The sequence below is a fragment of the Streptosporangium sp. NPDC051022 genome, assembly GCF_040683035.1.
Taxonomy (GTDB): domain Bacteria; phylum Actinomycetota; class Actinomycetes; order Streptosporangiales; family Streptosporangiaceae; genus Streptosporangium.
In genome coordinates, this window is record NZ_JBFBCF010000013.1 from 129,695 (window position 1) to 148,378 (window position 18,684).

An 18,684-nucleotide genomic window follows, 5' to 3' on the forward strand; every position below is an offset into this window, starting at 1 on the left:
CATGTCCGATGTGCACGCCATCACGTCGCCGGTCACCGTCACCGCCGAGGACCGGCCCGACCAGCCTCCCGTCAGCCCCGCTCTCGAGGACCTCTACCGCGGCTTCGAGAAGGCGCTGCTCGTTCCGCTGTGGACCGAGATCGGCGACCTGATGCCGCCGCACCCGCGCTCCAACGCGCAACCGCACCGCTGGGAGTGGAGCCGGCTGCTCGAACTCGCCGGCCGCGCCGGGGACCTGGTCCCTGTCGGCCGCGGCGGCGAGCGCCGCGCGATCGCCCTGGCCAACCCCGGCCTGGGCGGCAGGCCCTACGCGACCCCGACCCTGTGGGCCGCGATCCAGTACCTGATGCCGGGCGAGGACGCGCCCGAGCACCGGCACACCCAGAACGCGTTCCGCTTCGTCGTCGAGGGCGAGGGCGTGTGGACCGTGGTCGAGCGCGACCCGGTGCCGATGCGCCGGGGCGACTTCCTGCCCCAGCCCGGTATGCACTGGCACGCCCACCACAACGCGGCGAGCACACCGATGGCCTGGATCGACGGGCTCGACATCCCGTTCCAGTACGGCGTCGAGGGGCAGTTCTTCGACTTCGGCCGGGACACCCTCAGCGAGGAGGAGCACGCCACCCCCGACCGCTCCCGCTCGGAGCGGCTGTGGGGACACCCCGGCCTGGCGCCGGTCTCACAGCTCGGCCACCGCGAGGCCACCCCTCTGCTGCGCTACCGCTGGGCCGACACCGACGCCGCGCTGACCGGCCAGCTCGCGCTGGAGCGGGAGGGGCACGCGGGCACGGTCGAGCCGGGACACGCCCTGGTCCGCTACACCGACCCGGCCACAGCCGGCGACGTGCTCCCGACGATCCGGGCGCAGTTCCACCGGATCACGGCGGGCACGGAGACCGCGCCGTACCGGGAGACCGGCTCGTCGGTCTACCAGGTCTTCGACGGGTCCGGCCGGGTCACCGTCGGCGACCGCTCCTGGACGGTGACCCGCGGCGACCTCTTCGTCGTCCCGTCCTGGCAGCCGCTGTCGATCCGCTCGGAGGCGTCGGCGTCCGACTCCGACTCGGGTGCGCTCGACCTCTTCCAGTTCGGCGACGCCCCGATCCTCACCAAGCTCAACCTGTTCCGCAGCCACACTGAGAGGGGCAGCCGATGAAGCTCGCCACCATCCGCCTGGGTGACCACCGCACCGCCGCCGTCCGCGTCGACGGCGACCGGCTCGTCGAGGTGGGCCCGCCCGACGTCGGCGCGCTGCTGGCCGCACCCGGCGGTCTCGCGGCCGCCGCGGCGGCCGAAGGCCCGCGGCACCCGCTCGCCGGAGCCGACCTCGCCCCGGTCGTGCCGCGGCCGGGCAAGGTCGTCTGCGTCGGGCTGAACTACCAGAACCACATCAAGGAGATGGGCCGCGACCTGCCGGAGTACCCGACCCTCTTCTCCAAGTACGCCGACACCCTCATCGGCGCCACCGACGACATCCGGCGCCCGGTGGAGACCGAGCAGTTCGACTGGGAGGCCGAACTCGCCGTCGTCGTCGGCCGGACGGTGCGCCGGGCGGACGAGGAGCAGGCGATCGCCGCGATCGCGGGGTTCACCGTGCTCAACGACATCACCTGCCGCGACTGGCAGTTCCGGACCCGGGAGTGGCTGCAGGGCAAGAACTGGGACTCGACCACCCCGATCGGCCCGTTCCTCGTCACCGCGGACGAGACCGGCCCGCGGCCCGCGCTCGACATCCGCTGCGAGGTCGACGGCCAGGTGATGCAGAGCGACAACACCGGCGATCTGCTCTTCGACCCGGTCCACCTGGTCCGCTACGTCTCGACGATGGTGCGGCTCAACCCGGGCGACGTGATCGCGACCGGCACCCCCGGCGGCGTCGGCCACGCCCGCAGGCCGCCGGTCTTCCTGAAGGGCGGCGAGCTGGTCGTGACCGAGATCGAGTCGCTCGGCCGGCTCGAGAACCGCGTCGTCCCCGAAGGCGCCTGATGACACGCGATCTCGCCACCACGCTCGCGTGGGCCGGCACCGGAACCCGGCTGTGCGCGTCGGCGATCGCCGGCCTCTCCGAGCAGGAGTACGGCGCCGCGTCGGCCCTGCCGGACTGGACGCGCAAGCACGTCGTGGCGCACCTGGCGGCGAACGCCGAGGCGCTCGGCAACCTGGTCCACTGGGCGCGCACCGGCGAGGAGACCCCGATGTACGCCTCCCCGCGGGAGCGCGCCGAGGGGATCGAGCGAGGCTCCCGGCTGGGCGCGGACGAGCTGACCCGGTGGTTCACGGAGTCGGCCGCGACCCTGGCCGCCGCGATGGCGGCGCTTTCCGATGAGGCGTGGCGGGCCGAGGTGGTGACCGCGCAGGGGCGCACCGTACCGGCGAGCGAGATCCCGTGGATGCGCAGCCGGGAGGTGATGGTGCACGCCGTGGACCTCGCCACCGGGCTCACCTTCGCCGACCTTCCCGACGGCTTCCTGCGGGCGCTGCGGCAGGACATCCGCGCCAGGCGGGGACGCGACGCGGTGCCCGAGGTCGAGGGATCCCCGGCCGAGGTGACCGCCTACCTGGCCGGACGCCCCGCGGCCGGGGTGACCGCCGCCGGCGGCGGCCTCCCACCGACCCTGCCTCCGTGGCTATGACGACAAGGACCGATCCCATGGGCATCCACCCCTCCGGCCGCGCCGACGCGATCGTCATCGGGGGCGGCATCGGCGGCCTGTCCGCCGCGCTCGCCCTGACCCGCCAGGGTCTGCGGGTCAGGGTGTACGAGCAGGCGTCGGTGTTCGGCGAGGTCGGCGCGGGCCTCCAGCTCGCGCCGAACTGCACCCGCATCCTGGACCGCTACGGACTGCTGGGGGAGGCGGCCGCCCTCGGCGTGCTGCCCGAGGCCATGGTCATGAAGGACGCCGTGGACGCCGTCGACCTGACCCGGCTGGATCTCCGCGACCTCGAGCGCCGCTACGGCTACCCCTACCTGGTGATCCACCGCAGCGACCTGCACGAGATCCTGCTCCGCGCCTGTGAGCGGGCGGGCGTCGAGCTCCTGACCGACGCCTGCTGCACGTCGTACGAGAACGTCGGCGGCGGTGCCCGGGTCGGCTTCGCCGACGGCCGCGCCGACGAGGCGGAGGTGGTGATCGCCGCGGACGGACTGCGCTCGGCCGCCCGCGAGCTGCTGGTCCGGGACGAGCCGGTGAGCTCGGCGTACGTCGCCTACCGCGGTGCCGTGCCGTTCGAGAAGGTCGTCGGCAACGGCGTCCACGACAAGGACGTCGTCGTGTACGTCGGTCCCCGCTGCCACTTCGTTCAGTATCCGCTGCGGAGCGGCGAGATGTTCAACCAGGTCGCCGTGTTCGAGTCGCCGAAGGCGCTGGCCGGCGAGGAGGACTGGGGAACCCCGGACGAGCTGGACGCGGCGTTCGCGGGGACCTGCGACCAGGTCCGCAAGGGGCTGCCGCTGATGTGGCGCGACCGCTGGTGGCGGATGTACGACCGTGACCCGATCATGACCTGGGTGACCGGCCGGATCGCGCTGCTCGGCGACGCGGCGCACCCGCCGCTGCAGTACATGGCGCAGGGCGCGATCATGGCGATCGAGGACGGCTGGGTGCTCGGGGAGCACGTCGCCGCCCAGCGCGCGCGGCGGACCGACGGCGGCTCGGGCGTCGACTGGGACGCGGCGCTCGCCGCCTACGAGGCGGTACGGCCCGAGCACTGCCGCCGGGTCGTCACCACCGCCCGGGCGTGGGGCGAGCTGTGGCACCTCGAAGGTGTCCGGAGACTGCAGCGCAACGCCCTCCTGCGCGGCCGCGACGTCCACGACTACTCGTTCGTCGACTGGATCTACGGTCCCACGGCGCTGACCCCCGAGGAGGAACCGGAGATGTTCCGCCCGATTCCCCTCGACACCGTGCCCCTGTGACCAGCGGCCGACGCCGGCTCAGCGGTGTCGATGACCGTCTATGACCGAATACGGCCTTCCGGCTGCTTTTCGGATTTCAAATATTTGTTTTTCGATGAAAAAGGCCATATAGCGAAGATATAGATATTCGTGGGGTTCTTTTCCTTCGCTGCCGGTGTCACGTTTGACCTAGCCCGGCCGGCTGCGGCTCCTGACCCGAAGGAGTCATCGAGAATGAACCCTCGTATGAAGTTGGGAGCCATCGCCGCCGTGGCGGTGGCCGCGATGGGGGCACCCGCGCTGACGAGCAGCGCGAACGCCGTCACCGCATCAGCCGCCCCAGGGGCGCAAGCAGCACCTCCCGGCGGGCAGACCGGCGCGGAGGCGAAGGCCGTACTCCCCGCCGGGCCGACCGGCGCGGAGACGCTTCCCGCCTTCGCTCCGCCCGGTCTCAAGGAGCGCGAACGCGCGATCGCCGGCGCGGACAGAGCCCTCCTGGCGCGGGCAGGGGAGCTCCGCAGGGGACCGGGGGAGGCGTTCGAGCGGCCCGAGGTGATCTCCGGGGTCCGAGGCCTGCTGTTCCTCACCTACCGGCGTACCTACCACGGGCTGCCGGTGTACGGCGGTGACGTGATCGTGGCCACCGACAGGACCGGCGGCGTGGTCCACTCCGTCGTCACCGGTCAGAAGGCGAGGCTGGACGTCGCCACCGAGGCGCGGGTCGGCGCGGACGCCGCCGCCTCCGCCGCCCGTGCCGAACTGCCCGTCGTACGGAGCGCCGGCACGCCCAGGCTCGTGGTCCACGCGGCGACCGAGCGTCCCCGCCTGGCCTGGGAGGTCACCGTCACCGGGGAGAGGGAACGGCTCCCCAGCGTGCTGAACGTCTTCGTCGACGCGCTCGACGGAACCGTCTTCGACACCTCCGAGCAGGTCAGGGAGGGCGCCGGCCACGGCTTTTACAACGGCCGGGTGACCATCGACACCCTTGCCCTGCCGGGCGGCGGCCACGCCATGACCGACCCGACCCGCCCGGGGCTGAGCTGCGGCACCTCCCGCGGTCCCCTCAGCAAGGCGACCGACACGTGGGGCGACGGGAACGGGACGAACCCGGAGACCGCCTGCGTCGACGTCGTGTACGCGGCCCAGAGACAGTGGGACATGCTCCGGGACTGGCTGGGGCGCGCCGGTGTCACCGGGACGGGACGCACCTTCCCCGCCCGCCTCGCCGACGAGCAGGGCCATCCCTACTGGAACGGCTCCGCGGTCATCGTCCGCCGCGACTCGCCCGGCGGTGGATACGTCACCCCGCTCGACGTGATCGCGCACGAGTACGCCCACGCCGTCTTCGCGTCCTCCGGCTCCGGCGGCGAGGGCAGCGGGAACGAGACGGGCGGCCTGAACGAGTCCACCGGCGACATCTACGGAGCCCTGACCGAGCACTACGCCGGCAACCCCAACGACCCGCCGGACTACACCTACGGTGAGGAGGTCAACCTGGCCGGCACCGGGCCGCTGCGTTACATGTACAACCCCGCACTCGCGGGCGACCCGAACTGCTTCAGCGCCACGGTCCCCAAGACCGAGGTGCACGCGGCGGCCGGCCCGCAGAACCACTGGTTCTACCTGCTCGCCGAGGGCACCAGCCCCGGCGGAGGCAAGCCGAACAGTCCCACCTGCGTGGGTTCCGTGACGCTGACCGGCATCGGGATACGCAAGGCCGGGGAGATCTTCCAGAGCGGGCTCAACCTCAAGACCCTTCCCTGGACGCACGCCAAGGCGCGGGCGGCGACCGTCAGGGCGGCCGGCATCCTCTATCCCGGCAGCTGCCTGGAGGTGAACGCGGTCAAGGCCGCGTGGAGAGCCGTCAACGTCCCCGCGCAGCCCGGCGAGCCGATCTGCGACTGAGGCGGATCTCCACCCCGTCCGCCCCGGCCTGTGCTCCGGATCCGCCCCGGCCTGCGGCTCCGGCCGGCCGGTCGCCTCGAAGCCGGGCGGCGCGTCCGGCATGAAGACCGTTCTGTTCCGGGCCCCCGAGGGGGTTGGCCGACCCCACGAACCGGCGCGCCGCCCACGGTGGGAGCGGACGAACACCGCCGCTCCCACCGGCCCTATGCTCGTCCGGAGCAGAGCCAGGAGGGGTGCCGGTGTCGAAGCTGGATGAGATCTGTGCGTGGCTGCGGCATCGGCTGCCGGACCTGCTCGCCGAGAACCGGGTGCCCGGCGCGGCGGTGGCGGTCTGCGCCGGCGACGAGATCGCCGACGTCGCGGCCGGGACGCTGAGTACGGCCACGGGCGTCGAGGCCACGGTCGACTCCCTCTTCCAGATCGGCTCGATCACCAAGGTGCTGACCGCGACGCTGGCCATGCAACTGGTCGACGAGGGGAAACTGGACCTCGACGCTCCGGTGCGGACCTATCTCCCCGCGTTCCGGATCGGCGACGAGCGGGCGGCCGAGCGGATCACCGTGCGGCAGCTGATGTGCCACGTCGCGGGTTTCGAGGGGGACGTCTTCACCGACACCGGCAAGGGCGACGACTGCATCGAGAGGTATCTGGGCGTCCTGCACCAGGTGCCGCAGCTGTTCGAGCCCGGCGAGATGTTCTCCTACAACAACGCCGGCTACTGCGTGCTGGGCCGGATCGTCGAGGTCGTACGGGGGAAGCCGTTCGACGACTGCATGCGGACGCACCTGTTCACGCCCCTGGGCCTGACCCACGCCGCGAACGATCCGTACGAGGCGATCATCCACCGCACGGCGGTGGGACACATCGAGCGGACGCCGGGGGCCCCGCCTGAGCCGACCCATGTCTGGGCGCTGGCGCGCTCGAACGCGCCGGCCGGGTCGATGCTGGCGATGCGCCCTCGCGATCTGCTGGTCTTCGCCCGCATGCACCTCGCCGGCGGCCTGGGCCCGGACGGCGGCTCCGTGCTGAGCCCGGCGAGCGTCAGGGCCATGCGGCGGCCACAGGTCACGCTGCCCGACAGCGAACAGGGCACGGCCTGGGGCCTGGGCTGGGAGCTCTTCGACCTCCCGGGCGGCACGGTCTTCGGCCACGACGGCAACACCATCGGCCAGTCGGCGTTCCTGCGCGCGGTGCCCGGGCGTGACGTGGCGGTGGCGATCGTCACCAACGGCGGTCTGCCGCGGCGGGTGTTCGCCGAGATCGGGGGCCGCGTGCTCCGCGAGCTCGGCGGTGTCGAGCCGCCCGGGCAGCCGGCACCCGATCCGGCCGCGCCCCCGCTGGACGCGTCCCGATACGTCGGCACCTACGAGTCGAGCACGTGTGAGACCACGGTGAGCCGGGACGAGGAGGGACGGCTGTGGCTGGAGCGCGTTCCCATCGGGATCACCGCCGAGCTGGACGAGGCGCCGTACCGGACGGAACTGGTGGCCTGGCGCGGTGACACGCTGCTCCCGGTCGAACCCGAGCGCGGCGTCCACGCGCCGCTCGCGTTCCTCGGTGACGACGGACAGGGACGCGCGCTGTACCTGCACACCGGCCGGGCCGACAGGCGGGTGTCGCCCTGAGCGACCCGCACCGGCCTTCTCCTCGATGACACGTACGGCGACCCGCCGGGCGCGGTGACCGCCGGGCGGGTTTCGCGCGCCTTCCACCACCCTCACCGTGGCGATCAGTTTGTGCGGACAGACGAATGCGGCCCTGAACATTCGATGAACGTGACGAACACCGGTGGGGGGATTGCGTCCCACTATCTTCGGGTGGATGTGGAAAGCGCTGCCGTGAGCACGGCCGACGGTTCCGAGGACACGCGCGGGCCCGCGGACGGCGATCGTGTGCTGACGGTTCGCGACCTGTCGGTCGAGATCCGGCGCGGCGAAAGGGTCGTCCGCCCCGTCTCGGGCGTCGACCTGGTGCTGAACCGCGGTGAGACCCTGGGGATCGTCGGCGAGACCGGATCCGGCAAGTCCATGACCGGCCTCGCGATCATGGGCATGCTGCCGGCCGGGGGCCGGGTGACCGGCGGATCGATCGACCTGGGCGGCGAGCAACTCGTCGGGCTTCCCGCGGCGCGGTACCGGGCCATTCGCGGCAACGACATCGCGATGGTCTTCCAGGACTCGATGACGGCGTTGAATCCGACTCGGCGGATCGGTGAACAGGTCGCCGAACCGGTGCGTCTGCACCGTGGCGCGTCGAAGCGGGCCGCGCGCGGGCGCGCCGAGGAGATGCTCGCCCTGGTCGGGCTGCCGCGGCCGGCCGAGCGGCTGGACGACTACCCGCACCAGCTCTCGGGCGGCATGCGGCAGCGCGTGATGATCGCGATGGCGCTGGTGTGCGAGCCACGGGTCGTCATCGCCGACGAGCCGACCACGGCGCTCGACGTCACGATCCAGGCGGAGATCCTCGACCTCCTCGACGACCTCAGGTCCCGGCTGGGCATGTCGATGATCCTCATCACGCACGACATGGGGGTGATCGCCCGGCACGCCGACCGTGTCGGGGTGATGTACGGCGGGCGCGTCGCCGAGACCGGGCCGACGCCCGTGCTCTTCAGCCGGACGCGGCACCGCTACACGCACGCGCTGCTGTCCTCGATCCCCTCGCTCACCCACGACCGGCGCGAGGAACTCTTCAGCATCCCGGGCGCGCCGCCGGACCTGACCGTGGCCCAGATCGGCTGTCCCTTCGCGCCGCGCTGTGACGCCGCGACGGACCGGTGCCGCGAGGAGCGGCCGGCACTGTCGGCGGAGGAGGACGGCCACGCCTACGCGTGCCTGCATCCGGCCTCCGGGCCGGCGGCCAGGGTCCGCGCGCGGTTCGCCACCCCGCCGGCGATCGTCCCCGAGCGGGGGGCGGCGCCCCGGTTGAGCGTCGTCGACCTGAGGCGCGAGTACCCGGCGGGCGGTGGGGGTCTCCTCGGCGGGCGCCGTACCGTGAAGGCGGTCTCCGGCGTGAGTTTCGAGGTGGCGGCCGGCGAGACGTTCGGGCTCGTCGGAGAGTCGGGCTGCGGCAAGTCCTCCCTGGGCAGGATGCTCGTGGCCCTGGACCGGCCCACCTCCGGAGAGGTGATCTTCGACGGCGAGCCGGTCACCCGGATGAGCGCGCGTGCGCTCGGGGCGCGCCGTACCCAGCTGCAGATGATGTTCCAGGACTCGAACGCCTCCCTCGACCCCCGGATGCGCATCGGCACGATCCTGCGTGAACCCCTGGCGATCCAGGGCGTCGGCAGCCGCGCCCAGCGGACCGCCCGTGCTCGCGAGCTGCTGCGGGACGTCGGCCTGCCCGCCGGCGTCATGGAACGCTACCCCCACGAGCTCTCCGGGGGACAGCGGCAGCGTGTGGGCCTGGCCCGCGCGCTCGCCCTGGACCCGAAGGTGCTGGTCGCCGACGAGCCGGTCAGCGCGCTGGACGTCTCCATCCGCTCCCAGGTACTCAACCTGATGCGCCGCATCCAGCTCGAGCGCGGGCTCAGCAGCGTGGTGATCTCACACGACCTCGCGGTCGTGCGGTACCTGGCCGACCGGGTCGGTGTCATGTACCTGGGCAAGCTGGTCGAGATCGGCACCACCGAGGAGGTGTACGGCGCCGCCGCGCACCCCTACACCGCGGGGCTGCTCGCGGCGGTCCCGGACGCGGACCCGGAGACACGGCGTCAGCGGGGTGACCTGAGGGTGCGAGGCGAGCTGCCGAGCCCCATCGAACCGCCCAGCGGCTGCCGGTTCCGCACCCGGTGCGCGCTGGCGACCGGCCTGTGCGCCGAGACGGAACCCCCCTTGAACCCGATCACCGACACACACCGGGTCGCCTGCCACCACCCGTTGCAGCCGAAGCGGCCCGTGGAGCCGACGACGCGATGACACATTCCCGGTACGCACCAGCAGGGACACGCCCGCAGACCACGCGGAGAGAGGATTCGCACAGATGACCTGGTACGTGGTCCGACGCCTGGCCGTCTCGTTCCTCGTTCTGCTCGGGATCTCCGCGGTGGTCTTCTTCCTCCTGCACCTCGTCTCGGACAGCCCGGGGCGCGTCGTCCTGGGACAGCGCGCCTCGCCCGAGGCGGTGGCGGCCTTCAACCAGGAACACGGGTTCGACCGCCCGGTCGTCGTGCAGTACGTCGGCTACCTCGGCCGGCTCGCGCACGGCGACCTGGGGAGGTCCTACAAGCTGAACGAGAACGTGGGGACCCTGCTGCGGCAGAACGCCGGCCGCAGCGCGATGCTCTCCCTGGCAGGCCTGGTCCTGGCGCTGCTGATCGCCGTCCCGCTCGGCATCCTGCAGGCGGTCAGACGCAACGGCTTCGTCGACCGGTTCGCCACGGCGGTGTCGTACGTGCTCTACGCGACACCGTCGTTCCTGCTCGGGCTGATACTGATCGCCGTCTTCAGCCAGACCCTGCCGCTCTTCCCGGCGGAGGCATCCCAGTCGCACTCCCCGTGGGTGGTCTTTACCGATCCGCGAGCCATGGCGCTTCCCGTCATCACGCTCGCCGTCACCAGCGTCGCGATCTTCGCCCAGTACCAGCGCTCCTCCGCCCTGGACCAACTCGGCCAGGACTACATCAGGGTCGCGAGAGCCAAGGGACTCCCGGAACGGCTGATCCTGACGCGTCACCTGCTGCGCAACGCCTGCCTGCCGCTGATCACACTGGTCGGCACGCTCGTCCCCACGCTCCTGGCGGGCAACCTGATCGTCGAGTCGCTCTTCAACTACCCCGGCCTGGGCCTGCTGTTCCTCAACAGCCTGCAACGCGAGGACTACCCGGTGCTCCTCGCCTACACCCTCATCGGCGGCGTCCTGACCGTGGCCGGCAACTTCGCCGCCGACCTCGTGGTCGCGGTCGCCGACCGCCGAATCGAGCTGAGAAAATGACCTCACGAGACGTGGACGCCATGACCACCACGACGGACGCCGGGGCACGGCCCGAGGCCGAGAGCGCGACGGCGAGGAACCCGTTCCCGGCGTGGCCGGTGCTGCGCTGGTCGCGGCAGAACCCGCTCGGTCTCATCGGCGGCCTGCTCCTGGTGCTCCTGGCCGGGTTCTGCTTCCTCGGCCCGCTGTTCCACCACACCAACCAGACCGACGTGGACCTGGTCAACGCGGCCCTGCCCCCCGGTCCGGGACACCCGCTCGGGACGGACACCAACGGGTTCGACGTGCTGGGACGGCTGATGGAGGGCGGCCAGGTGTCCCTGCAGATCGGGCTCCTCGCCGCGATCTTCGCGACCACGATCGGCACCGTCTACGGCGCCGTCGCCGGACTCGCCGGGGGAGTGGTCGACGGGTTCCTGATGCGGCTGGTCGACGTCATGCTGTCGGTGCCGTTCCTGTTCTTCGTCCTGATCCTGTCGGCCCGCTTCCACGCGAACGCCCTGTCGCTGAGTCTCGTCATCGGCGCTTTCTCCTGGCTCGTCTCCGCCCGGCTGGTCCGCGGTGAGGTTCTGACGCTGCGGGTACGGGAGTTCGTGCTGGCCGCACGGGTGATGGGCGCGTCCCGCCGGAGACTCATCCTCACCCATCTGATCCCGAACGCGCTCGGCGTGATCATCGTCAACATCACCTTCCAGGTCGCCGACGCGGTCCTCGTCGTCGCCGCCCTGGGATTCCTGGGCTTCGGCCTGACCTACCCCACCGCGGACTGGGGCAGCCAGCTCGCCAGCGGTGTCACCTACATCTCCGCCGACTACTGGTGGCTGATCTATCCCGTCGGCGTCTGCATCGTCCTGACGGTGCTGGCGCTCAACCTGCTCGCGGACGCCCTCCGCGACGCGGTCGGGCGACGGGCCGACTGACCGTCCCCGCGTTCTCACCCCTCCGCGCATCTCCACCCCACATGTAGGGAGCCATCAATGACGCACGTGCCCGGTAAGCAGCGAGGACGCCTCTCCGTGGCTCTCGCCGCCGCGCTCGCGGTGCTCGCCACAGCGTGCACCGGCGGCGGGGGCGCGACGAAGGACGTCGCCGCCGGCTACAGCGCCCAGCCGAAACAGTCGGGCAACCCCAAGGACGGCGGGACGGCCACGGTCGCGCTGACCCCGGGACTCAGCCCCAACTACATCTACCCCTACCCGCCGGCGTCCGCCAACGGGACCGTCATCGCCCGCGGACTGATGTGGCGTTCCCTCTACCGGCCCAGCGGAGAGGGCGACCAGATCGTGGACGCCGAGCTGAGCCTGGCCGAGGCCCCCGCCTACAGCCCCGACCGCAAGACCGTGACCGTCAAGATGAAGGACTACAAGTGGTCCAACGGCACCCCGGTCACGGCCGGTGACGTCGTCTTCTCCCTCGCCCTGCTCAAGGCCGCACTCGCGGAGAGCCCGGCCAACTGGAGCTTCTACACCCCGGGCCAGTTCCCCGACGGGGTCACGGCGGAGGCCACCGCGCCGGACACGCTCACCCTCGGGCTGAAGACCGCGTACAACCCGTCGTACCTGCTGTCCATGCTGACGCTGCTGTACGTGATGCCCTCCACGGAGTGGAACATCGCCCGCACCGGGGGACCGCACCTGGACTACACGAAGCCGAAGAACGCGACGGCGATCTACAAGTACCTCACGAAGGAGTCGGAGTCCCAGTCCACCTTCGCCGGCAACCCGCTCTGGCAGGTGGTCAACGGCCCGTACCGCCTCAAGAGCTTCGACCCGACGACCGGTTCGTTCTCCCTGGCGCCCAACGAGTCCTACAGCGGCCCGGGTGAGTCGCGGCTCGACCAGATCGACTTCAAGGCCTTCACCTCCGCCGCCGCGGTGCTCAACCAGTTCAAGGCCGGCACCCTGACCGTCGGCACGCTGGACTCCAGCTTCATCACCCAGATCGACGCGCTGAAGGCGAAGGGATACAACGTCTACGGCGCCCCCGCGCCCGCCCGGTTCGACTCGTTGACCATCAACTTCAAGAACACCGTCGACAACTTCGACAAGGTCATCTCGCAGGCGTACGTCCGGCAGGCCCTGCAGCGCCTGATCGACCAGCCGGGCTACATCGCCGGCCGGGGCATCTACAACGGCGCCGGTTCCCCGAACTACAGCACGGCGGGCGACGGCTCCCCCTACCCGCCCGGGTTCGGCGGCAACCCGCCCTACCCGCACGACCCCGCCGCCGCCGAGAAGCTGCTCACCGACAACGGCTGGAAGGTGGTGCCGGGCGGCGCCACCACCTGCGTGCGCCCCGGCACCGGGGCGGGCGAGTGCGGCGCCGGCATTCCGCAGGGGCAGAGGATCGGCTTCACCCTGGCCTCCGCGAACACCCCGGCGTACGTCGGCGCCCGCGACATCGCGTTCGCCTCGGCGGCCAAGAAGCTCGGCATCGAGGTCAGGATCGTGACCAAGGCGCTCAACTACATGTACGCCAACTACGGGAACACCTTCGCGCCCGCCACCAAGAACGAGTGGGCGATGCAGGACTACGGGCCGCTGTACCTCGCGGCCGGGTACCCGAGCAGCAACACGGTGTTCAACGCGGAAGGCAGCTTCAACCTGGGCAGCTACCAGAACGCCGAGGTGGACAAGCTGATCGAGGCCTCGACGTTCGGAGCCGACCCGAAGGCCCTGTCGGCCGAGGTGACCCGCCTCGCCGAGGACCTGCCCGTGCTCTTCTTCCCGACACCCCACACCCTGGTCGTGTGGAAGGACACCCTGTCCGGTCCGCAGTCGTCGTTCAAGGCCCTGATCAGCTTCCTGTACACCCCGGAGCTTTGGTACTTCCACGACTAGTTCGACCGCCGGTCGGCCCGCGGCCCGCACGGCCGCCGAGCCGGCCGGCGTCCAGGAGGACACATGCCCAGCGAGCGCCCATGATCCCCGGCGCGGACACCTTCGCCCGGCCGCTCCGCCACATCGACCCGGAGGCCGCCGACCTCGACGATCTCGAAACGGTGCGCGACCTGGTCGGCGACGCGCGGGTGGTGGCCATCGGCGAGGGAGCGCACAACATCACCGAGTTCTACGAGCTCAGGGACCGGCTGTTCCGGATCCTCGTCCGGGAGCTCGGGTTCACGGGTTTCGCGATGGAGTCCGGCTTCGCCGAGGGACTGGCCGTCAACGAGTGGATCCACGGGGGAGCGGGACAGGTCGAGGCGGTCGCCCGCGACGGCATCACCTACCGGTTCGGCGAGTGCGAGCCGATGCGGCGGCAGCTGCGCTGGATGCGCCGGTGGAACTCCGAGAACCCGGCGAAGGTCGGCTTCTACGGAATGGACCTTCCCGGCTCGTCCACGTCACCCGGGCCGGCGGTACGCGCCTGCCTCGACCGGATGCCGGGACTCCCCGGTGACGAGGAGCTCCTTCGCCTGAGCGACCTGGGAGGCCGGACGGAGGCGGCGGTCCGCTACGAGGCGATGCCCGCCGCCGACCGTGCCCGGCTGATCGAGGGGCTCCGCGGGCTGGGGGAGCGCGCGCTCCTGCTCGACGACGAGATCGTGCACCGGTGCGCGGCCTCGCTCCACGCGTTCGTCGAGGAGCTGGACGCGCCCCCGGCTGGGCCGTACCCGCGGGAGGTGTTCATGGCGGAGACCGTGGACTGGATCCTCGGGCGGGAACGGCGCATCGTCGTGAGCGCCCACAACGCGCACGTCCGGCGTTCGCCGTTCCTGGGCCGGCCGATGATGGGCGGCCTGCTCGCCCCCCGGCTGGGAGCCGGCCTCGTCGTCATCGGGATGACCTACGGCTCGGGCCCGGAGGTCCGGTTCACGCAGCGTTCCCCGCGCCCGTTCGACTGTGACGTCTCCCTCGGAACGCGGACCCCGCCGCCGAACTGCATCGAGTCGCGGCTGGACCGCATCGGCCCGCCCGTGGTCGTCGCCGACCTCCACCGCGCGCCGGCCGAGTTCCTCGACGGTGTCGACGGCACGCTCGCCGGTGGCGGTCTCGACCCCGTCGACGACTTCCCGGCGGCCTACGACGCGTTCGTCCACGTCCGCCGGGCCACCCGGATCCCCGGCGCGTTCGAGCGGCTCCGCGCGGAGTTCGAGGCGGCCGCCGAGCCGGAGGAAGACGAGCCGGAGGAAGAACAGCCCGCACCCCCTGAAGAGCCGGAGTCACCGTGACCGTTCCCTACCCGCCCGCCCGCACCGTCGAGGCCTTCGAGGACGTCGCGGGCGTCCGTGTGCCGGACCCGTACCGCTGGCTGGAGGAGGAAACCCCCGAGGTGCACCGATGGCAGCGGCGACAGGCCGAACTCGCCGCCGCCGTCATCTACGACGGGCAGGACCCGGAGGCCGTCCGGGACCTGATCCGGGCATACGACAGCGCCCGTCCGGCCCTGCCGAGATACGCGGCCGGCCGCTGGTTCCGCGCCGTGACCCCGCCGGACGGCGCGGCGCCCACGGTGGTCGTCGCCGACCGGCCGTTCGGCGCCGGACGAGCGGTGATCGACCTGGCCGAGTTCGGCGGCGAGGAGAACCCGGCGTTCCTGTCCTGGCTGGCGCCGGCGCCGGACGGCCGCGTCCTGGCCCTGGGCGTCTGCACCGACGGCAGCGAGCACAACACCATCCGGCTCATCGAGGTGGCCTCGGGACGGGTGCTCGACGGCGCGCCGGAGCAGATCCTGCACAGCGCGTGGGCCGGAGGTGTCTCGTGGCTGCCCGACAGCGGCGGCTTCTACTTCTTCGCCCTTACCGGCTCACCGCAGGAGTTCCGGCAGGCGGTCTTCCTGCACCGGCTCGGCACCGCGCCCGGGAACACCACCGTGGAACCGATCCCGGTCGGAGAGGGCTCCCGGGAGTACACACTCGTCCAGATGTCACCGGACGGCCGGTGGGCCGTCGCCGCCCACCGAGTGGGCAGTCCGATCCCCGTCGCGGTGCGCGACCTGTCCGAGCCCGGGACGGCGTGGCGTCCCTTCGTCACCGACTGCCCCGGCACGATCGCCGGTCACATCGTCGGCGACCACTACATCGCCGTGACCGATGTCGCGGCCCCTCGCGGACGGGTGATCGCCATCCCGCTCGACGCGGCCGACCCCGGCGACCCGGCGGGATGGACCGAGCTCGTCCCGGAGGGCGACACGGTGCTGCGGTCCCTGCTCCCGGTCGGTGAGCACCTGTACCTCAGCGAGTTCGACCAGACGTTCGCCAGGGTCCGGATCATCGATCGCTCGGGCGCCGCCGCCGGCGAGGTCCCCCTCCCCGGCCGCGGGGCGCTCGCCGCCCCCTTCTTCGCGCTGACCGCCCTGGCCGCCGGTGCTCCCGCCGACGACTTCGTCTTCGCCTTCTCCACGCCGACCAGCTCCTGGGGCGTCTACCGGCACCGCCCCGGCGAGACGGAGCTCGAAACGCTGTCGGCCCCGGCGATCACCCTCGACGCCGAGCTGGAAGCGGGACTGGCCCTCGCACCCGACGGCGTCGCGGTCCCGTACCACGTGGTGCGCCCGGCAGGGAGCGACCCGGCATGTGCGGCACCGGCACTGATCTCCGCGTACGGCGCGGCGAACGTGCCACTCCTGCCCCAGTACCAGCCCGACATGGCCGCCTTCGTCGCCGCCGGAGGCGTCCTCGTCCAGGCGTACCTGCGCGGGGGCGGCGAGTTCGGCCGGGACTGGTACCGGGCCGCGCATCGGGAGAGGCGACACGTTCGCGACACCGACCTCGTCGCGGTCGCCGAACACCTCATCGCCACGGGCCTCACGACCGCCGACCGGCTCGCGGTGACCGGCGGGTCCGACGGCGGCCTCATGTGCGGGGTCGCCGTCACCACGCGGCCGGATCTGTGGCGCGCCGTACTGCCCCGGGAGCCCCTGCTGGACCTCGTCGGCGGCACCCGCGACCCCTACCTCGACTTCGTCATCCGCAAGGCCTGGGCGGACCCGGACGATCCGGCGGAGGTCCGCAGGCTCCTCGGGCTGTCGCCGTACCAGCTGGTCGGCCCCGGGGTCTTCCCGGCGGTCTACATCCAGGCCGGGGCGACCGATCCACGGTGCCGGCCCTGGCACGCGCGCAAGTTCGCCGCACGGATGCAGGCCGCCCAGGAGGGAGAGGCGCCGATCCTGCTGCACGTCTTCGACAACGCCGGCCACGGCGCGGCGACCCCCCACGACGTCGCGGTCGCGCAGGACACCGAATGGCTGGCGTTCCTGATCGGGACACTCGGCCTGCGGGGACGTCTCAGTCGTCCGGGGCCGACCTGATGGACATCAGGCGCAGCTGCAGCATGGCCGACAGGCGCGCGTTCGGGTCCTTGAGGTCGATGCGGCCGACCTCGGCCGCGCGGCGCAGCCGGTAGCGGAACGTGTTGGGGTGGACGTACATCGCGGCGGAGGCCACCGCGACGTCGCCGAAGGCGTCGAGCCAGGCGCGCAGCGTCTCGACCAGGCTGCTCTGGTTCTCCTCGTCGTAGGCGACGACGCGCGCGACGGAGCCGCTGGGGAGGTCCCCGCGCGGGACGAGATCGGCGAGTTCGAGCAGCAGCGCCTCGACGTGGACGTCGTCCAGGAGGGCCACCTGCTGCCCGGCGGCTCCGGAGCGCAGGACGCGCAGTGCCCGTTCGGCCCCCGAGCGTGATCGGGCGAGTGCCGAACTGTCCGTGGCGAGCTGTCCCACCCCGACCAGCGGGCGCAGGCGGGAACCGACCCGGGCCAGGAACTCGGTGGCGATCCAGACCGCACGTTCCTCGGCGTCCTGCCGGTTCTGCGGAAGGGGGAGGATGCCGTAGGTGACGTCGCCGATCAGCGCCGCGGCGGCGCGCGGGTGTACGGCGGACAGGTGCATGGCGAACGCGTCGGCGAGCCGCTTGCGTTCGGCGGCGAGCAGCGCCGGCAGGGGATGCCCGGTCGTCGAACCGACGACGGTGAGCGCGAGGACGACCGAGGGCTCGTCCTTCAGGCCGAGGCGGCGAACCGCCTCCAGCGATCCCGGCCCGCTTTCGAGGGCGGTGCTCAGCAGCTCCACCCGCAGCCGCCGCTCCCTGTCCGTGTCGGCGCGCTGCCACACCATGTGCATCGCGACGAGCTTGGACGCCTCGTAGAGCGCCTGGCTGCGTTCCTCGCTCAGGGGCTCGGAAACGATCACCCAGATCGTGCCGAGGATCTCGTCCCCGGCGCGCACCGCGATCGCCGCGCGGGGCAGGGGCGGCTGCAACATGTCGTCCGTCTCGGGCAGGGGCGCCACGAAGACGGGCCTGTCGCTGCGGTAGATCGCCTGGAACACCCCGCGCTCCTCCAGGATGCGGGTGTAATGCTCCGGGACCTGCCGGCCGAGGATCGTCTGCACCCGCGACGGGTCCGTCTCCTCCTGCCGGCTGGAGAAGGCCAGCAGACGCGAGTTGCGGTCCTCGATGGTGACGGGGGCGTCGAGCAGCGCGGCGATGGCGTTGGCGACCGCGAAGAGGTCACCGGACCGGATCCGGCCGAACGTGTGGGCATCGGTGTCGTCCAGGCCGCTCTCGGCGGTCAACGTCCGGAGCATCCCCGTCAGGTGCGTCCACGACGCGCCGCGGGCGAACGAGAGAACCACCACGCCCGATTCGCGTGCCGCCGTGACGAGCCGTTCGTCGGGTACGACAGGCGCACGGACCACCAGCCCGGCGGCGTCGTGCCGCCCGAGCCGGGTCACGACCCGCGCGATGTCGGCGGGGTCGTGCAGGCCGACGCCCATCACCAGCGCGCCGCCCGGCAGCTCCGGCTCGTCGAGCGGGTCGTAGATGACGACGCCGCCGATGTCGCGGGCGAGCTCGACGTCGCCGCAGACCACGTCAAGCAGAGTGGTACCGAGTTCCTCCAGGACGCGCCCGAGGCCGGCTCGCGGGAGATTGGTCGCAGGGACAAGCACGCGCCTGAAGTTAGCGCAGCGCGGGCGCATCGCCCTTCGTCCCATGTGACGAAATGACGCCGTC

General features: G+C 71.9%; 13 protein-coding genes. 12 read left to right on the forward strand and 1 reads right to left on the reverse strand.

What is annotated here, in order from left to right; genetic code table 11:
* The first annotated feature begins 1 nt into the window (after position 1).
* The 12 genes from AB0N02_RS22100 (at position 2) to AB0N02_RS22155 (ending at position 16,981) form a co-directional block, all read left to right on the forward strand.
* Positions 2 to 1,156 carry a cupin domain-containing protein gene (locus tag AB0N02_RS22100; protein WP_363949478.1) on the forward strand — a complete coding sequence of 385 codons (1,155 nt, stop codon included), beginning with the start codon at positions 2 to 4 and terminating at the stop codon, positions 1,154 to 1,156.
* Entirely contained in the window at positions 1,153 to 1,986 is an 834-nt protein-coding gene (locus tag AB0N02_RS22105) for a fumarylacetoacetate hydrolase family protein (RefSeq protein WP_363949481.1), read from the forward strand. The genes AB0N02_RS22100 and AB0N02_RS22105 overlap by 4 nt, the downstream gene beginning before the upstream one ends.
* Positions 1,986 to 2,633 carry a maleylpyruvate isomerase family mycothiol-dependent enzyme gene (locus tag AB0N02_RS22110; protein ID WP_363949483.1) on the forward strand — a complete coding sequence of 216 codons (648 nt, stop codon included), beginning with the start codon at positions 1,986 to 1,988 and terminating at the stop codon, positions 2,631 to 2,633. Before AB0N02_RS22105 ends, AB0N02_RS22110 begins: the two co-directional genes overlap by 1 nt.
* Positions 2,630 to 3,916, forward strand: coding sequence for an FAD-dependent monooxygenase (locus AB0N02_RS22115; protein ID WP_363949726.1), 1,287 nt, complete (start codon positions 2,630 to 2,632; stop codon positions 3,914 to 3,916). Before AB0N02_RS22110 ends, AB0N02_RS22115 begins: the two co-directional genes overlap by 4 nt.
* Before the next feature lie 225 nt (positions 3,917 to 4,141).
* Positions 4,142 to 5,800, forward strand: a complete 1,659-nt coding sequence (locus tag AB0N02_RS22120) for a M4 family metallopeptidase (RefSeq protein ID WP_363949486.1) — start codon at positions 4,142 to 4,144, stop codon at positions 5,798 to 5,800.
* A gap of 239 nt (positions 5,801 to 6,039) precedes the next feature.
* Positions 6,040 to 7,425 carry a serine hydrolase domain-containing protein gene (locus AB0N02_RS22125; protein WP_363949489.1) on the forward strand — a complete coding sequence of 462 codons (1,386 nt, stop codon included), beginning with the start codon at positions 6,040 to 6,042 and terminating at the stop codon, positions 7,423 to 7,425.
* Between the two features lie 213 nt (positions 7,426 to 7,638).
* Positions 7,639 to 9,717 carry an ABC transporter ATP-binding protein gene (locus tag AB0N02_RS22130; protein WP_363949492.1) on the forward strand — a complete coding sequence of 693 codons (2,079 nt, stop codon included), beginning with the start codon at positions 7,639 to 7,641 and terminating at the stop codon, positions 9,715 to 9,717.
* A 64-nt stretch (positions 9,718 to 9,781) separates the two neighbouring features.
* Positions 9,782 to 10,732, forward strand: coding sequence for an ABC transporter permease (locus AB0N02_RS22135; RefSeq protein ID WP_363949495.1), 951 nt, complete (start codon positions 9,782 to 9,784; stop codon positions 10,730 to 10,732).
* Entirely contained in the window at positions 10,729 to 11,652 is a 924-nt protein-coding gene (locus AB0N02_RS22140; RefSeq protein WP_363949497.1) for an ABC transporter permease, read from the forward strand. The genes AB0N02_RS22135 and AB0N02_RS22140 overlap by 4 nt, the downstream gene beginning before the upstream one ends.
* Before the next feature lie 57 nt (positions 11,653 to 11,709).
* Positions 11,710 to 13,572, forward strand: a complete 1,863-nt coding sequence (locus AB0N02_RS22145) for an ABC transporter substrate-binding protein (protein ID WP_363949499.1) — start codon at positions 11,710 to 11,712, stop codon at positions 13,570 to 13,572.
* An 80-nt stretch (positions 13,573 to 13,652) separates the two neighbouring features.
* Positions 13,653 to 14,903, forward strand: coding sequence for an erythromycin esterase family protein (locus AB0N02_RS22150; RefSeq protein WP_363949502.1), 1,251 nt, complete (start codon positions 13,653 to 13,655; stop codon positions 14,901 to 14,903).
* Complete coding sequence (locus AB0N02_RS22155; RefSeq protein ID WP_363949505.1) at positions 14,900 to 16,981, forward strand: prolyl oligopeptidase family serine peptidase; 2,082 nt, start codon at positions 14,900 to 14,902, stop codon at positions 16,979 to 16,981. The genes AB0N02_RS22150 and AB0N02_RS22155 overlap by 4 nt, the downstream gene beginning before the upstream one ends.
* Here the strand turns inward: AB0N02_RS22155 and AB0N02_RS22160 are convergent.
* Positions 16,959 to 18,620 (reverse strand): helix-turn-helix domain-containing protein, encoded by a 1,662-nt coding sequence (locus AB0N02_RS22160; protein ID WP_363949508.1) that lies wholly within the window; start codon positions 18,618 to 18,620, stop codon positions 16,959 to 16,961. The two genes, AB0N02_RS22155 and AB0N02_RS22160, sit on opposite strands and share 23 nt — an antisense overlap.
* Between the last annotated feature and the right edge of the window lie 64 nt (positions 18,621 to 18,684).

What these genes read in the sequence shown, in the direction of transcription:
- AB0N02_RS22100 (WP_363949478.1), top strand. Translation starts at nt 2, where the DNA reads ATGTCCGATGTGCACGCCATCACGTCGCCGGTCACCGTCACCGCCGAG.
- AB0N02_RS22110 (WP_363949483.1), top strand. Translation starts at nt 1,986, where the DNA reads ATGACACGCGATCTCGCCACCACGCTCGCGTGGGCCGGCACCGGAACC.
- AB0N02_RS22105 (WP_363949481.1), top strand. Translation starts at nt 1,153, where the DNA reads ATGAAGCTCGCCACCATCCGCCTGGGTGACCACCGCACCGCCGCCGTC.
- AB0N02_RS22145 (WP_363949499.1), top strand. Translation starts at nt 11,710, where the DNA reads ATGACGCACGTGCCCGGTAAGCAGCGAGGACGCCTCTCCGTGGCTCTC.
- AB0N02_RS22150 (WP_363949502.1), top strand. Translation starts at nt 13,653, where the DNA reads ATGATCCCCGGCGCGGACACCTTCGCCCGGCCGCTCCGCCACATCGAC.
- AB0N02_RS22140 (WP_363949497.1), top strand. Translation starts at nt 10,729, where the DNA reads ATGACCTCACGAGACGTGGACGCCATGACCACCACGACGGACGCCGGG.
- AB0N02_RS22135 (WP_363949495.1), top strand. Translation starts at nt 9,782, where the DNA reads ATGACCTGGTACGTGGTCCGACGCCTGGCCGTCTCGTTCCTCGTTCTG.
- AB0N02_RS22115 (WP_363949726.1), top strand. Translation starts at nt 2,630, where the DNA reads ATGACGACAAGGACCGATCCCATGGGCATCCACCCCTCCGGCCGCGCC.
- AB0N02_RS22120 (WP_363949486.1), top strand. Translation starts at nt 4,142, where the DNA reads ATGAAGTTGGGAGCCATCGCCGCCGTGGCGGTGGCCGCGATGGGGGCA.